Raw genomic sequence first — 16460 nt, forward strand, 5'->3', positions numbered from 1 at the left:
TCATGCCTCCCCGTGGCCCCCATGCATCATGGAACGGCTGTCGCGATCAAGCGTCCGCAGCATGCCGTGGATGCGCCGCTTGCGGCGGTGAAAGGCCGCGATGTTCGGATCGGTCGGATCGCTGAGACGCCCGAGCGAGGACATCGAGGCCATCGTGTCGCCGATCGAGCGGAAGGCGCCGCTGGCGACCGCGCCCAGCATGGCCGCCCCGAGCAGCACCGGCTCCTGGGTGCCCGGCAGCGCCACCGTCAATCCCGTCGTATCGGCCATGATCTGGCGCACCAGCGGGCTGCGCGAGGCGCCGCCCGCCATGACCAGCGTCCGGCTGGTGACACCGTTGGCGGCGAAGGCATCGATGACGTCGGCCAGGCCATAGGCGAGCCCGCACAACCCCGCCACGAACAGCCGCTCCAGCGCCGCGATATCGGCATCGAGATCGAGGCCGGCGATGATGGCGCGCGAGTCTGGGTCAGCATAGGGCGAGCGGTTGCCGAGAAATTCTGGGAGAATGTGGAGATCACGCGCCAGCAGCGCCGCGCTGCCGGCATTCGGCACCCGCGCCATGATCCGCTTTTCGAGCAGGCTGATCAGGTCGAGCCCTTCTGCGCGCGCCGCAGCGGTCGCCTCGACAGAAGCCGGGTGCGAGCGCAGCAGATGGTCGATCGCCGCGCCCGCGGCGGACTGGCCACCCTCGTTGAGCCAGAACCCGGGCACCATGCCTTGATAATAAGGTCCCCATACGCCGGGCACGAAGGACGGCGCCTGCGTCGTCGCCATGATGCAAGCCGAGGTCCCCATGATGTAGGCGAGGCGGTCGCCGACATTCACCTCACCGCCGTCGGCCGCGCGGCCGCCGATGGCGCCGATGCCGCCGGCATGGGCATCGATCAGCGCGGCTCCGACCGGCGTGCCCGGGGCCAGCCCAAGTTCGTCCGCCGCAGCGAGCGACAGCCCGCGGCCGAGCGGCGTGCCGGGTGCCACGATCTCGGTGCCGATCCGCGCGTAGTCGTCTGCGACGAAATCGTCCAGCCCGATGCGCCGGAAATAGGCCGCGCTCCAGCGCGTCTCGTGCGCGAGATAATTCCATTTGCAGGTGACGGTGCACATCGAGCGCGCCAGCGAGCCTGACGCGCGCCAGGTCAGGAAGTCGGCCAGATCGAAGAAGTGGCCGGCGGCGTCGAAGCTCTTGCGGAGATGCCGCTTCAGCCACAAGAGCTTGGGCATCTCCATTTCCGGCGAGATCGAGCCGCCGACATAGCGCAGCACGTCGTCCCCGGTCGCATTGATGTCGCGTGCCTCCGTCAGCGCGCGATGATCCATCCAGACGATGACGTTGCGGCGGGCGTCGCCGGAGCTGCTGACCGTGACCGGCGCGCCCGTGGGATCGAGCGCCACCAGCGAGCAGGTCGCATCGAAGCCGATGCCCCTGATCAGATCCGGCGCGATCCCCGCTTCCGCCAGCGCGGCTTTGACCGACGCGCAGCACGCGCGCCAGATGTCGTCGGACGACTGTTCGACGACATCACCGGCCTCGTGCCAGGTCTGGATCGGATGCCGCGCCGCGGCAAGCAGCCGGCCGTGACCGTCGAAAATCCCGGCGCGCGTACTGGTTGTGCCGACGTCGACACCGATGAACGCCTGCCGCATGTTTCGCTCCCGTCAATTTGACGAGAGCTTACCAGCAAGTGTAGCCGCCATCGACAACGACGACGCTGCCGGTCATCAAACTTGCCGCCTCGGAGGCCAGGAACAGCACCACCGAGGCGATCTCCTCGACCTGACCCATGCGGCCCATTGGGGTTCCGCCGATCCAGGCGTCGTACATGCGCGGATTGCTCTTCACGAAGGCGTTGAGCGGCGTCTCGATATAGGTCGGCGCCACCGCGTTGACGCGGATGCCCCGCGCGCCCCACTCGGCCGCCAGCGACTTGGTCAGATGGTGCACCGCAGCCTTGGAGGCGTTGTAGAAGCACTGCTCCTGCGGCTTGTTGACGATGAATCCGGACATCGAGCCGATATTGACGATGCTGCCGCTCTTGGCTGCCAGCATGTGCTGGCCGAAGGCGCGGCAGCACCAGAAGGTGCCGTTGAGGTTGACATCGAGCACGTTGAGCCAGTGCTCGTCGGTGACGGTCTCGGCCGGTGTCTCGCTGCGCGCGATGCCGGCATTGTTGACGAGGATGTCGACCTTGCCGTAGCGCGCCACCAGATCGTCGGCGACCGCCGCAACCTGCGCCGAATTGGTCACGTCCATCAGCGCGGTCTCGGTGGTGAAGCCCTTGGCCTTCATCGCCGCCTGCGCGTCCGCGGCCGCCTTCGCATCCCGATCGGCGATCACCACATGCGCGCCCGCCTCCGCCAGCGCCTCGACGCAGGCCAGGCCGATGCCCTGCCCGCCGCCGGTGACCAACGCGGTCTTGCCGTTCAGTTTGAATTTTTCGAGATACATCGTCGTGGTCCGTTGTTGTCGTTGACGCCCGGAGGGGACGTCACCTCTCATGCGAAGATCGAATTGCCGCTCTGGTCGAAGCGGTAGATGCGGCTGGGCTCGGGCCGCAGCGTTACAGCGTCGCCGGCACTGAGCCGTTTCTCGCCGACGACGCGCACTGTCAGCGTGCCCAGCGCGCCGGCGTCGACGTAGAGAAAGGTGTCGCTGCCGAGATGCTCGGCGATCACGACCTTGCCGAGCCAGCCCCCGCCGCCCTCATCGACGACCGCGACATGCTCGGGCCGCACGCCGATCGTAGTCGCATGGTGTTTGTCCGCTTCCGCGCCGGTGATGAAGTTCATCTTCGGCGAGCCGATGAAGCCGGCGACGAACAGATTGGCGGGTCGCTGATAGAGCTCGATCGGCGAGCCATATTGCTCGATGCGGCCGGCGTTCAGCACCACGATCTTGTCGGCCATGGTCATGGCCTCGACCTGGTCGTGCGTCACGTAGATCGCCGTCGTACCGAGCTGCTTCTGCAGCCGCGTCACCTCGAGCCGCATCTGCACGCGCAGCGCGGCATCGAGATTGGATAGCGGCTCGTCGAACAGGAACGCTTTCGGCTCGCGCACGATGGCGCGGCCGATCGCGACGCGCTGGCGCTGGCCGCCGGAGAGCTCGCGCGGCTTGCGGTCGAGATAGGGCGTGAGGTTCAAGGTCGCCGCGGCGGCCTCGACCTTGCTGTTGATCTCGGCCTTTGGCAGCCCGGCCATCTTCAGGCCGAAGGCGATGTTGCCGCGCACGCTCATGTGCGGATACAGCGCATAGGACTGGAACACCATCGACAGGCCGCGCTTGGCCGGCGGCACGTCGACGACATTGTTGCCGTCGATCAGGATGCGGCCGCCGGAGACATCTTCCAGCCCTGCGATCAGGCGCAGCAGCGTGGTCTTGCCACAGCCGGAGGGGCCGACGAACACCACGAAGGCACCGTCGGGAATGTCGAGATCGGCGCCCTTGATGATGTGGACCGGCCCGAACGATTTCTGCACACCCTCAAGCGTGATCCGTCCCATGATTCAGCCCCTTTATTACTTCACTGCGCCGAAGGTCAGCCCGCGCACGAGCTGCTTCTGGCTGAACCAGCCGATGATCAGGATCGGCGCGATCGCGAGCGTCGAAGCCGCCGACAGCCGCGCCCAGAACAGGCCTTCGGGGCTCGAATAGGAGGCGATGAAGGTCGTCAGCGGCGCCGCCTCCAGGGTCGACAGGTTCAAGGTCCAGAACGCCTCGTTCCAGGCCAGGATCAGGTTGAGCAGCAATGTCGAGGCGAGGCCCGGGATCGCCATCGGCGTCAGCACGTAGATCAGCTCGCGCCCGATCGTGGCGCCGTCCATTCGCGCTGCCTCGAGAATGTCCTTGGGGATCTCCTTGAAGTAGGTGAACAGCATCCAGATCACGATCGGCAGATTGCCGAGGCACAGGATGAAGACCAGCCCAGTCCGCGTATCGAGCAGCCCCATGTTCTTGTAGATCAGATAGATCGGAACGAGCACGCCGACCGGCGGCATCATCTTGGTCGACAGCATCCAGAGCAGGATGTCCTTGGTGCGCCTGGTCGGCGCAAACGCCATCGACCACGCCGCCGGAATGGCGATCAGCATCGCAATGAGCGTCGAGCCGCCGGCGACGATCAGCGAGTTCAGCGCGTGGTGCAGATAGTCGCTGCGCTCCTGCACGGTGACGTAGTTCTCGGTGGTCCAGTGGAAGAACAGGAACGACGGCGGCGTCGCGAACGCCTCGAGCTCGGTCTTGAAGCTCGCCAGCACCATCCACAGGATCGGGAAGAAGATCACGAAGCCCGCAAGCCAGGCGGCGACGGTGGAGATCGCGACATGACGTCCGGTGACCTTGCGCGCCATGGTGTTACGCCTCGAGGTTACGGCCGACGATGCGGACCAGGAAGAAGGCGACGATGTTGGCGATGACCACCGCGACGAGGCCGCCGGCCGAGGCGGTGCCGACGTCGAACTGGATCAGCGCCTGCGAATAGACCAAGAAGGCGATGTTGGTGGTCTGCAGCCCCGGCCCGCCGCCGGTTGTGACGAAGATCTCGGCAAACACCGTGAGCAGGAAGATGGTCTCGATCAGGATCACCACGGTGATCGGGCGCGCCAGATGCGGCACAGTCAGGTAGATGAAGCGCGACAGCGCGCTGGCGCCGTCCATCTCGGCGGCCTCCTTCTGCTCCTCGTCGAGCGACTGCAGCGCGGTCAGCAGGATGAGCGTGGCGAACGGCAGCCACTGCCAGGCCACGATGAAGATGACCGCGAGCAGCGGCGCGTCGGTAAACCAGTCGACCGGTGTCATTCCGAGCGAGGTCGCGATCCACGCGAACAGGCCGGACACCGGGTGCATCAGCAGGTTCTTCCACACCAGCGCGCTGACCGTCGGCATCACGAAGAACGGCGCGATCACCATCAGCCGGATGAAGTTGCGGCCGATGACGGGCTGGTCGAGCAGGATCGCAAGGGGAATGCCGAGGCCGACGGTCAGCAGCAGCACCGAGCCGACCAGCACCAGCGTGTTCTGCAGCGAGGCGAGGAAGGCCGGATCGGTGAGGAAGTAGGTAAAGTTCTCGAAGCCGACGAAACTTTCCGAGCCGGGATCGAGCAGGCTGTAATGCAAGGTCGAGAAGTAGATCGTCAGCGCCAGCGGCACGATCATCCAGATGAACAGCAGGATCACGGCCGGCGACATCAGCGCCCGCGCGAGCAGTTGGGTTTGTCGGGTGGCCATGTCGCGATCCATTCTGCTCGATGAACACTGCCGTCATTGCAAGCGAAACGACGAAATCTAGGGGCGTCGATGGGACTCTGGATTGCTTCGTCGCTTCGCTCCTCGCAATGACGAGGTGACAGCTTGCTGTCGCACTAAACAACTCTCACCGTAGCGCTCGAGCGCGGTGCCCGTTACTGCGCCCTCTCCCCTTGCGGGAGAGGGCATTTAGGAAAGTGCGGCAAGCTCGGTCGGGTGAGGGGTTTCTCTCGCCGAACTCCGCTTGCGGAGACATACCCCTCACCCAACCGAGCGCGCGGATGGGCTGCTGATGCCCTCTCCCGCAAGGGGAGAGGGCGCATTCGTCGGCAGCGGCCTCGTGGCGCGGCGGTAGCTGCGCTTTGCCCACCCTACGGATCTCGCGTTAGACCAGAGAGAAAATGCGGCCATCCCTGTGGGGAGGGATGGCCGCCAGTGATCAGCTCGGGAGGAGTTTCTTGTCGAGCTGATAGACTTGGCACGCCTATTTGATGTAGCCGGCGCGTTTCATCTCACGTTCGGTGGCGGACTGTGCCGCCGCGAGCGCCGCATCCACTGTCATCGATCCGGCGAGCGCGGCAGAAAACTGCTGCCCGACCGCGGTGCCGATGCCCTGGAATTCAGGAATGGCGGCGTATTGCACGCCGACATAAGGCACCGGCTTCACCGTCGGATGGTTCGGATCGGCGGCGTCGATCGAAGCCAAGGTCAGCTTGGCGAACGGCGCGACCTTCAGGTACTCCTCGTTCTTGTAGAGCGAGGTGCGCGTCCCCGGCGGCACGTTGGCCCAGCCATCCTTCGAGGCGACGAGCTTGAGATAGTCCTTGCTGGTCGCCCAGGCGATGAACTTCTCCGCCGCCTCGACCTTCTTGGAGCCGGCGGGCACCGCGAGGCTCCAGGCCCACAGCCAGTTGGCGTTCTTGCCGAGGCCGGTGTTCGGCGCCAGCGCGAAGCCGACCTTGTCGGCGACCTTGGACTCCTTCGGATTGGTCACGAACGAGGCCGCCACGGTGGCGTCGATCCACATCGCGCATTTGCCGGAGTTGAACAGCGCGAGATTCTCGTTGAAGCCGTTGGAGCTGGCGCCGGGAGGACCGGCCTCCTTCATCAGCTCGACATACGTCGTGAGCGTCTTCTTCCATTCTGGCGTGTTGAACTGCGGTTGCCACTTCTCGTCGAACCAGCGCGCGCCGAACGAGTTCGACATCGCGGTCAGGAACGCCATGTTCTCGCCCCAGCCGGCCTTGCCGCGCAGGCAGATGCCGAACACGCCGGCCTGCTTGTCGGTGAGCTTCTTGGCGGCGTCGATGACAAAGTCCCAGGTCGGGCTCTCCGGCATCTTCAGCCCGGCCTTGTCGAACAAATCGGTGCGATACATCACCATCGAGCTCTCGCCATAGAACGGCGCGGCATAGAGCTTGCCGTCGACCGACACGGCGTCCTTGATCTTCGGCAGGATGTCGTTCGCGTCGTAGTCGGCGCCGAGCTTGTCGAGCGGCACCAGCCAGTTCTTCTTGGCCCAGATCGGCACCTCGTAGGTGCCGATGGTGAGGATGTCGAACTGGCCGCCCTTGGTGGCGATGTCGGTGGTGACGCGCTGGCGCAGCACGTTCTCTTCCAGGGTCACCCATTTCACGGAGATGTCGGGATTGGCCTTGGTGAATTCGCTGGTGAGGCCCTGCATCCGGATCATGTCGCCGTTGTTGACGGTGGCGATGGTCAGGCTCGTCTCCGCCAGTGCGGGCGTAACTGTCAGCAGCGTGGCGGCGCCCATCAGGGCGGCAAGCGTGCGCGTCCGAGTGAAGATGGTCTTCACGGTGTCCTCCCTTCCCGTGTCTTTTGAACATATGCTCACGGGCTGAGCTGATGTTCACAACACTGGTCGGGCTTTGTCAAGCATGCGCCGGCGCCCACAGGTTGTGCGCCGCGACAGAGATCGGACGTTGATAGAAGGAAGCGCAGCGCCGCGGGCATTCACCCCAGGACGGCGCGCGCCGTGGCCTCGTCGGTGATCAGGCCATTGATGAGACGACCGGTCAGTGCGGCGCGGATCGCCGGGATCTTCGCCGGCCCCAGCGCCGCCGCGATGGTCATGGCGCGGGCCGGCACCTCGGGCGGAATGCTGGTGAGCCGGCGGTTGGTGCCGCCAGCGATCACCTTGCCGCCGGCGTCATAGGCCCAGCCGGTGATCTCGCCGATGGCCCCGAGCCGCATCATCTCGGTGAGCTCGTCGCGGGTGACGAAGCCATCGACATGCATCTGCGCCTTCTGGTCCATCTGGCCGATGCCGACCAGCTTGAGATCGGCCTTGTCGGCGACCGCCTTGACCTTGGCGATGGCATCCAGCCGGACCATGCGGTCGCGCTCGTCCTCGCTGCCCATCAGGAACGGCAGCGGCATCGGATAATGCCGCGCGCCGGTGCGGTCGGCGAGCCGGCCGACGGTGTCGAAGAAGCTGGCGGAGCCGTCGGCCAGGATGTTGCCGACCAGCGAGACGATCTGGTGCTCGGGACGGTCGACCGGCGAGACGCGCTCGACCGCGGCGCGCACCGCCCGCCCCGTTCCGAGCGCAATGATGACCGGCGTCTCGGCGCGCAAGGTCGTCTCCAGCAGGTTGGCGCAGCGCTCGGCGATCCCCGCGGCGCCCGCCGGGGCGGCCGGATCGGTCGGTACCACCTCGCAATGCACCAGCGCGAACCGCTCCCTGAGCTGCGCCGCGAGCGCCATGCAGGACGCGATCGGGTGTTCGAGTCGGAAGGTGATCAGCCGCTCGGCGAGGCACAGCGACACCAGCCGCTGCGCCGAGGCGCGCGACACCTGCAGCATCCGGGCGATCTCGTCCTGGGTGTGGCCGGCGATGAAATACAGCCAGCCGGCGCGGGCGGCGTCGTCGAGCCGGGATTTTTCGCTGTCGCCTGCCATGACGCAGAGCGGTCTCCTTCTCAGACACGTCGTCCCCCGGCCGAGCAGGGGCGCGACGGTGATCGGCCGGCACTATGGCATGGCCGCCACGGCGCCGGGAACCGAAGCCCGCCACCATCCCCAGCCGGACGCGGCGGGGTCATTCAGACCAGATCATATGCCCCGATCATGGGCAATAGCCCAGGCTCGGAAGGTTGCAACCCAAGCCCCGGAACCTCGCTCGCCGCACGACGGCTGCGCATCCGCGAGGGATGCGGCGCCTCGGCCGGCCGCTTAGCTCGGAGGCATGGCCCTCCCAGCTCTCGTCCGCCCCCGCCGCGCCGCTCCGGTGCTCGTCTGCCGCAAATGCCTGAAGCGCAGCGATGACCCCAAGGAAATCAGGAAGGCCATCAAGCACGCGCTGAAATCCCACGACAGCCCTGGTCACGGCGCAGGCGAGAAGCCGGCGCGCATCGTCATGACGAGCTGCTTCGGCCTGTGCCCGAAGCGGGCGGTCGCGGTCACCGGCGGCGTCCGCGCGGCGCGTGGCGAATATGTACTCGTCTCCGCAGCCAAGGACGTGCCCAGCGCCTTGGCGCTGCTGCGCGATGATCCGAACAGGCCGGGTTGAGATCGTGATGGTGAACAGGACCTTACGCCGGACGCTCGAGTCTCATCGGCGGTCTTGACGCTTGCTTGGTGCGCCGCGGGCTTAGCTGACGCATCACGTCACCAGCAAGCGCCGCCATGAGCCCCACCGCCACCATCGCAGTCTCCGGCATGCAGGCCGCCTCGCGCCGGCTCGAGGTGTCCGCCTCGAACATCGCCAATGCCCGGAGCACGGGCGCGCTGCCCAATGCCGACGGCTCGCTGCCGGCCGGCGCGCCGAAGGCCTACGACCCGCTCGCGCTGGTGCAGAGCGACGTCGCCGGCGGCGGCACGCAGACGACCATCGCGCGTTCAAGCTCGGGCACGTCCGCGAGCTACGATCCCTCCGCGCCATTCGCCAACAAGGACGGCCTGGTCGCCGCGCCCAACGTCGATCTCGCGCAGGAGATGATCAGCCAGCTCGTCGCCAAATACAGCTTTGCCGCGAACGCGAAAGTGCTGAAGGCGAGCGACGAGATGAGCCGCACCGTGATCGACATGAAGGTGTGAGCGCGACCGCGTGGGAAAATCTCGCTAGGCGCTCTTCGCGACCACGCCCTGCCCGGCGCGCTCGCCGGTCACCTCGCCGGCCGGCTCCGGGCTCAGCCAGCGATAGATGAAGCCGCCGGCCGCGCCGCCGAGCAGCGGCGCCACCCAGAACAGCCAGAGCTGCGCCAGCGCCCAGCCGCCGACGAACAGCGCCGGCCCGGTGCTGCGCGCCGGGTTCACCGAGGTGTTGGTGACGTAGATGCTGATGAGGTGAATGAGCGTCAGCGCGAGCCCGATCGCCAGCGGCGCAAATCCGGCCGGCGCCTTGCCATGGGTCGCGCCCATGATCACGAACAGGAACATCATCGTCAGCACGAATTCGCTGAGCAGGCAGGCCCCCAGCCCATATTTGCCCGGCGAATGCTCCGCGTAGCCATTGGCGGCAAAGCCGCCGGCCGTGCTGAAGTCCGGCGCCCCGCTGGCGATCGCATACAGCACGGCCGCACCGACGATCGCGCCGACCACCTGCGCGAGGATGTAGGGCACGATCAGGCCGGTCGGGAACCGCCCGCCGCACGCCAGCCCGACCGTCACGGCCGGATTGAGATGACAGCCCGAGATGTGCCCGATCGCATAGGCCATGGTCACCACCGTGAGCCCGAACGCCAGCGCCACGCCGAGCATCCCGATCCCGACATCGGGCACCCCGGCCGCGATCACCGCACTGCCGCAACCGCCGAAGGTGAGCCAGAACGTCCCGATCGCCTCCGCCACGAGCTTGTTGTTGTTGCCGTTCATCATCGCCTCCCTGGGTGCGTGTGATTGGCTGGAGCCTGCCTCTCCCGTCAGTGGCGAAGATGATCACTTCGACAACCTGGAGTCAAAGGCGGATTCGCGGTCGGCCGTGGGATGCCTGCAACTTTGAGTCCGCACCAGATGGCGGAGTTCGTAGGGCGGATGAGCGCAGCGTCATCCGCCGCCGGCTTGCGTTGCTATGCCAACGGTCGCCGGCCCTCATTCGCTCGTTCGTGCCATGGACCCGCTGGATTGGCGAGGAGCTGCTCATCGAGCTTGCGGCCCACGGTCCAAAGCCGACATCGATGATCCCGCAGGGCGGATGACGCTCCGCTCATCCGCCCGACGCGCTATCGATCTTGCCGGCACGCCGGCGAGAGCATCGGCACGTTCGCCCATGGCCAATTGTGCCAGCGCCCATCGTCGCCGACGCAAGCGGCGGATGCCGGGGACGGACTCGTTGTCGCGTCCGACGATGCTTCGAGCGCGGCAAATCGGTGGTCGACATAGGTCGTGGACAGAACTCCGGCGACGGTCACCACCAGGACGACCGCAAATCCCTTGGCTGAGTCGCTCCAGCGCATGTCATCACCTCCCTTGCTCGACGTGCCAGGACCACATGGGACGACATTGACGCGCCATCGCGTGGCGGGCTGTGAGAGAGGTCACATCGACATCTAACCGGATGCGCGCATCCCTGACGCCGCAAGCCCCGGGAGAGGAATGCAGTGCAGGCCCAAAATTACGGTGACAGTGCTGGACTGTCACCGTATCCCAGCTTCTGCAGTGCTCCGCCTTCGCACTCGCGAACTCACATGCGAAGACCTTTGATTGATTTCGGCTGAGGTCTCCGGAGGCTTTCGAACGTCGGCTGCCGCACGACCGACGCGGCTCCTCAAGCAGCCGGCATCCCAAACCGCCAAAGGTCTGGGTCTCCCATCAAACAATCTCAAGGTGCATTACCCAGCTGATGTTGATTTAGCGCAATGGTTGTACCGAGTGGCTGGTCTATTGTTCGTTTGGAACTCCAGAGAGAGCGTCCGTATGGACCATACTCAAGCGGCATTCCGCAATCAGTCAGAAATTTTTGGCTTTCCTACTCGAGGCCTTGGTCATCAGCGGCCTCGTTGCCTTGCGCCATTTATCTCGACTTCGACGCTGATGCCAATCTACCGGACGCCGCTATGAGCGATGTTTTCGTCAGCTATGCGAACGAAGACCGGGCGTGGGCTGAAATGCTTGCGCGCGCACTTGAAGGCCGCGGCTGGTCGATCTTTTGGGATCGGACTATTCCGATCGGCAAGACATTTCGCGATACTATCGGACGAGAACTCAACGAGGCGCGCTGTGTCGTTGTCATCTGGTCCAAGGCCTCGATCGCCTCCAGCTGGGTGCAGGAAGAGGCGGACGATGCAAAGCGGCGAGGGATACTGGTCCCGGTGTTTATCGAAGGTGTTGTCGAGGCTCCTCTCGGATTTCGGAGTCTTCAAGCTGCGGATCTGTCGGATTGGAAGGCCACGGAGCCGACCCAAGCGTTCCAGAGGCTGATCAATGATATTTCGCAGCTTATCGCCTCCCCGTCGAAAACGCCTGAAGAGGCACACCCCGGAAAACCGCCGCCGATTCTGCCCTCTGTCCCGAAACTTCGTGCGCCGCGGGGCCGGTGGGCGCTGGCAATTGCTGGCGCAGCGATCGTGGTAGCGGGCGCAGCTGCCTATCAATTCCTGGGCCCGCAAGACAGCTCGAATCGCGATAATTCGTATGATGCACGTCACCAGAATACGGCCGCCAAAGAGCCCTTCGGAGTGACAACAGCCAAGGAGGTTGCCGGAGTGACAACACCCAAGGAGCCTCTCGGAGCGACGACGGCCAAACAGGCTCCGGAAGTCCCGCCAGCGAACGAGACGCCGCCGAGTCGCCTCGATAACTACACACTGCAATACAACCAAGACATTGATAAACAAGACATCGTGCAACCTGATGGCCAAGCTGGCATTCGCGATTCGGAAATCAACGCCTGCGCCTTGCAGTGCGACGCGAACCCGGCATGCGTCGCATTCAGCTTCGATCGCTGGAATAAAATGTGCTTTCTAAAGCGGAAAATCTCAACGTCCGTACTTGAGCCGCGCTCCGCAATCGGCATCAAGAAACCTTTCGCGCTGCCGACCCGTTCAACGCTGCCAGTACAATTGGCTACTGTTCATAATCATCGGTTTGATGCACGACCGATTGCAACCGCCAACGTCTCCGACCTGACGGCGTGCCAAGTGGCTTGCGCCGGCGACCGGCGATGTTTGGCGTTCAGCTTCTTAAGAGGGAGCGGGCAGGCGAAGAACTGTCAGATCTTCGACAATGTACAAGATGCATATATCGACGATCCTTTGGCAGACAGCGGCTGGAAGGAACAGGCCCGCTAGCTCTCTGTAGGAGGCTGCCACGAGGACGATGCGACTCAAAAGGTGCCAAGTTGCTGAGCTCGACATTCCGCAAGAAATCCTCGGTACTCGCGCTCGCCGGACGGCGGATCGATGGCGCTGATACCGCTCCCTCTCGCTTTGCGCCCGAAAGCATCCCGGTTGTACGCCAACGGCTTGCCGACCTGCTCACCAGAGAATGCGTCGTCACCATCGTCAGCTCCGCCGCCTGCGGCGCTGACCTCCTTGCACTCGAGGAGGCGGAGCGTCTCGGTTTACGACGTCGAATTGTCGTGCCGGCTCCGCTGGAGCGATTTCGACAAACCTCAGTGATCGACCGACCGGGCGATTGGGGCCGGCTATTTGACCGTCTCGTCTCGGCTGCCGACGCCGCAGGAGACCTGATCGTGCTCTCCGGCAATCACACCAGCGACGCTGCCGCCTATGCCGCCGTGAACGAAGCCGTCATCCGCGAGGCCAGGACGCTTGCAGGAGAGGGTGCTCTGCATCGGCTCGTCGCCGCAGTTGTCTGGGAGGGGTCAGCCAGATCCGAAAGCGATATAACCGGTCAATTCCGGAAATTGGCGGCGGAGGCGGGGTTTGAGGGGCGGGTCATTCTCACGCGCTCTGCTGCCAATGAAGCACAGGAGTACCTGCGAGGCCATCAGCTCTCGCCCGAACGGGTGAAGGATTTGGTGGTCAGCCTGAAGAACGAGGACAGGTTCGGCGTGGCGCGGAAAGTCCTCGCGAGAATTCGTGAAGAGTCGACCTCTGAAGTCGCTCTTCGGGTTTGGTTTGCCCAGCAGCACGCGCTGTGCACCTACAAAGATCCTGATTTGCCCGTATTGAAGGCTCTTGATCAAGCGCTTGCGATCCTCAAAGGAACCTTCGATATCGCGAACACCTCCGACCAGGAGACTCTCGGCATCGTGGGCGCCATCTGCAAGCGCCGCTGGCAGGCCACCGGGCAAAAGGACCAACTGGAACGTTCATATCACTACTACCGTCGTGGCTTCGAGGTTGGTCCGGAGCAGGATTATGGCTACAGCGCGATCAACGCCGCGTTCGTTTTGGACCAACTTGCCGACATCGAATCATCTGAAGGGACGCCATCGGTCGAGGGACGCCGAATGGAGGCCAGAGCGATACGAGAGGCCGTCGTGGCGAAGCTGTTACCGTTGCGCACCACAGATCCCACGCTCAACAACAACTGGTGGTATCTTGTCACGCTTTCCGATGCGCTGTTTGGACTAGGAAGGTACGACGAGGCCGAGCGCTGGCTCTCGGCGGCCAAGGCTCTCCCAAGCGTCCCTGATTGGGAATTCCGGAGCACCGCCACACAGCTTGCGACGCTCTGTCAGCTCCAGAACCGAGGCATCCCATCACCGAACGAGCCCGTGGTAGCGAAGGCTGCGAAGGCGCTCGACGCTTTTGTTGGCTCCGCCGCCGCACGCGAAAGCGCCTTTATTGGAAAGGTCGGCCTGGCCCTGTCCGGTGGCGGCTTTCGTGCTTCGCTCTTTCATATCGGGGTGCTTGCAAAACTGGCCGAGCTCGATGTCCTGCGCCGCGTGGAGGTCCTTTCGTGTGTTTCCGGTGGCTCAATCATCGGCGCCCACTACTACCTTCAGCTACGGGAGACGATGGAGACCGAGGGGCTTGAGAATTTGAACGACATCGAGCTACGCGATGCGTACATTAGGCTAATTCGGCGCGTAGCGGCGGATTTTTTGGCCGGCGTGCAGACAAATATACGGATGCGCGTATTTGCCAACCCTCTACCGCTCCTGCGTTCAATCGTTAGCCGCGCCTACACGCGAACGGTTCGACTAGGCGAACTCCTCGAGGCCCAGCTCTTCGCAAGGGTGTGGACGAACGCAGTGAGTGAGCGCAAGCCGAAGGGCCCGTTGCTTCTCAAAGATCTGAAAATCCAGCCTTACGGAGGAGAAGAGGATTTCGAGCCGAACAAATACAACTGGCGTCGTCAAACGAAAGTTCCAGTATTGATACTCAATTCCACGACGCTGAATACGGGACATGCTTGGCAATATACGACGAGCTTCATGGGTGAGTCTCCTTGGGGAATCGATCCCAATGCAGACGGCACGAACCGGCTCCGAAGAATGTACCATAGTGAGGCGCCACCAGAGCACCGAGCGACCAGCCTCTCTCAGGCTGTTGTTGCTTCTGCGTGCGTGCCCGGCCTCTTCGAGCCAATCAGAATCGATGGTCTATATCGTCTCGAAGAACGAGGTAAAAAGTCCGAGCCACTTATACTGAGACAGGTCGACGGCGGAGTGCACGATAACCAGGGGATCGCGAGCCTCTTCGAACAAGGCTGCAGCGTTGTTCTCGTGAGCGACGCCTCGGGACAAACCGCATTTGCGCCAGATCCTGGTGGGGGCACGCTAGCGTCGCTAACGCGGAGCAATTCCATTCTTATGGAACGCGTTCGACAGGAGCAATATGCCCGCTTAGAGACCATGGAAAGAGGCGGCCTGCTCAAGGGAATGATGTTCATTCACCTTAAAAAGGATCTCGATGTCGTACCGATCGACTGGTTGGGATGCGAAGAGCCGCGCGATGATTCAAACCAAACAGACGAACCGGTGACCGAATACGGTATTCGGAAGCGAGTTCAGGAACTTCTTGCAGGGATTCGCACTGACCTTGACAGCTTCTCCGAGGTCGAGGCGTACGCCCTGATGGCCAGCGGCTATCGCATGACCGAGTACTACTTACCTCAAGTTCAGGTCCTCCCCATCCACACTCAAGAAAGTGTCGAATGGGACTTTCTGGCCATTGAGTCAGTGCTACGAGATTCCATGACCTCGGACAAAAACTACAGATACCTATTGCGACTGCTCGGAAGTGCAGGCAGCCGGATGTCTAGAATCTGCTCGCTGTGCCGTGTTCTACCTCTGATCATCTCTCTTACTGCCGCTGCAGGAATTGTGCTGGCAGCCGCTTGGCTAATCCATAACGGCGGACCCGCCACAATAAACATCTCGGTGAACGGATGGGTGATTCCCCTGCTTGTTGTTCTCGTGATTCCGCTCGCATCACCTTCAGTTCGCGAGCACGCGGGTCGAATCTCGATGGGCATTCTCAGCCTCGTCCTCTGGATCCCCGCGCAATTCCATCTCAGGGTGACTGATCAAATTTTCCTAAGGATGGGTCGGCTAAATAGGTTGCAATAGAATCCGAGTTTCTGCGCGCTCCGTCGATGGAGAAGTTGTTGCAATCAAGGGGACCTTTCATCTTCGAGCTCGAATCGCCGTAACAGTGCACATTTCTTCCAGACTCGGATTCCATCGGCCAACGCATTCCCGGTCTGCACAAACTGCCCGTCGTGCCACTCTGCCGCAGTGATTCCGCTTGCGCCGTCGGGCAAATCACCTCCACATTTCTGGCCATCCCGCCCGCACTGAGAGGGGCGTATCGCGATCGTCACGGGACGTTGCGGCGGGGGGCGATGGCCGCGGGGCGACGCAGCATCTCATGGAGGTGCGGACGAACGTCGTTGCGCGGACGGTCAAGCCGTGTGGTCCCGACACCCCGATGCTGGTGTCTTGGTCGGCGACATCCCGATGACGGGGGCAACAAGCCCGGTCCCCTGGGAGAGCACGGAGCAGCCGTAAACCCATTGCGCAGGGAAGGCCGGGTGGATTCCGGCTGAGCCTGTGGTTCCTGCCCCGTGCACTTCTTTCGCACGGGGGCCATGGGTGCCAGTCGGCACTCGGCCTTCCCTGCGCCCTCTCTTTTCAAGAGGACGCCAACTGCAGCAGAGCTCGGGCTGATTTGGCCGCGAGATCGCGGCGGCATGGGCGCGAGCTACGGCTGCGGCGAGTAGCGGGCTGTTTGACAGGGTTGATCGGAGATCAGAGAGCGGGGGGCTCAAGCAAGAGCTGGGGGCTCAAACGCCCGGCTTCGCGAAGGCGCTACGCCGGGCACGCTTCGCCCTGCGGACT

At 63.6% G+C, this 16460-nt stretch carries 12 protein-coding genes; 4 read left to right on the plus strand and 8 right to left on the minus strand.

The annotated features are described in order from the left end of the window. The 7 genes from ACQR1F_RS22025 to ACQR1F_RS22055 all read right to left on the minus strand — a co-directional run bounded on the left by ACQR1F_RS22025 (position 1) and on the right by ACQR1F_RS22055 (position 8167). Positions 1 to 1647 (minus strand): FGGY-family carbohydrate kinase, encoded by a 1647-nt coding sequence (locus tag ACQR1F_RS22025; protein WP_434838059.1) that lies wholly within the window; start codon positions 1645 to 1647, stop codon positions 1 to 3. A gap of 28 nt (positions 1648 to 1675) precedes the next feature. Continuing rightward, a complete protein-coding gene (locus tag ACQR1F_RS22030) occupies positions 1676 to 2449 on the minus strand; it encodes an SDR family NAD(P)-dependent oxidoreductase (RefSeq protein WP_434838060.1) in 774 nt (257 codons plus the stop codon). 47 nt (positions 2450 to 2496) lie between these two features. Then, complete coding sequence (locus ACQR1F_RS22035; protein WP_316237196.1) at positions 2497 to 3504, minus strand: ABC transporter ATP-binding protein; 1008 nt, start codon at positions 3502 to 3504, stop codon at positions 2497 to 2499. A 15-nt stretch (positions 3505 to 3519) separates the two neighbouring features. Continuing rightward, positions 3520 to 4350: a carbohydrate ABC transporter permease gene (locus ACQR1F_RS22040; RefSeq protein WP_316218065.1), complete on the minus strand. Its 831-nt coding sequence runs from the start codon at positions 4348 to 4350 to the stop codon at positions 3520 to 3522. A gap of 4 nt (positions 4351 to 4354) precedes the next feature. Next, positions 4355 to 5227, minus strand: a complete 873-nt coding sequence (locus ACQR1F_RS22045) for a carbohydrate ABC transporter permease (protein WP_434913855.1) — start codon at positions 5225 to 5227, stop codon at positions 4355 to 4357. 502 nt (positions 5228 to 5729) lie between these two features. Then, on the minus strand, positions 5730 to 7019 hold the full coding sequence (locus ACQR1F_RS22050) for an ABC transporter substrate-binding protein (RefSeq protein WP_434913867.1): 1290 nt from the start codon (positions 7017 to 7019) through the stop codon (positions 5730 to 5732). Between the two features lie 200 nt (positions 7020 to 7219). Beyond that, positions 7220 to 8167, minus strand: a complete 948-nt coding sequence (locus ACQR1F_RS22055) for a sugar-binding transcriptional regulator (RefSeq protein WP_434847105.1) — start codon at positions 8165 to 8167, stop codon at positions 7220 to 7222. Positions 8168 to 8453: 286 nt separating this feature from the next. Between ACQR1F_RS22055 and ACQR1F_RS22060 the strand changes: the two genes are divergently transcribed. Together ACQR1F_RS22060 and ACQR1F_RS22065 are read left to right on the plus strand one after the other, a co-directional pair. Next, entirely contained in the window at positions 8454 to 8777 is a 324-nt protein-coding gene (locus tag ACQR1F_RS22060) for a hypothetical protein (RefSeq protein ID WP_434913856.1), read from the plus strand. 116 nt (positions 8778 to 8893) lie between these two features. Then, positions 8894 to 9304: a flagellar basal body rod protein FlgC gene (locus ACQR1F_RS22065; protein ID WP_434848452.1), complete on the plus strand. Its 411-nt coding sequence runs from the start codon at positions 8894 to 8896 to the stop codon at positions 9302 to 9304. 24 nt (positions 9305 to 9328) lie between these two features. Here ACQR1F_RS22065 and aqpZ read toward each other — a convergent pair whose 3' ends face one another. Continuing rightward, positions 9329 to 10081, minus strand: coding sequence for an aquaporin Z (gene aqpZ, locus ACQR1F_RS22070; protein ID WP_434913857.1), 753 nt, complete (start codon positions 10079 to 10081; stop codon positions 9329 to 9331). A gap of 1181 nt (positions 10082 to 11262) precedes the next feature. On the opposite strand from aqpZ, the gene ACQR1F_RS22075 reads away from it, so the two are divergent. Then, positions 11263 to 12495, plus strand: coding sequence for a TIR domain-containing protein (locus tag ACQR1F_RS22075; protein ID WP_434913858.1), 1233 nt, complete (start codon positions 11263 to 11265; stop codon positions 12493 to 12495). A 50-nt stretch (positions 12496 to 12545) separates the two neighbouring features. Further along, a complete protein-coding gene (locus tag ACQR1F_RS22080; RefSeq protein ID WP_434913859.1) occupies positions 12546 to 15689 on the plus strand; it encodes a tetratricopeptide repeat-containing protein in 3144 nt (1047 codons plus the stop codon). Positions 15690 to 16460 lie beyond the last annotated feature (771 nt).

The organism is Bradyrhizobium sp. HKCCYLS3013, assembly GCF_051167615.1.
Taxonomy (GTDB): domain Bacteria; phylum Pseudomonadota; class Alphaproteobacteria; order Rhizobiales; family Xanthobacteraceae; genus Bradyrhizobium.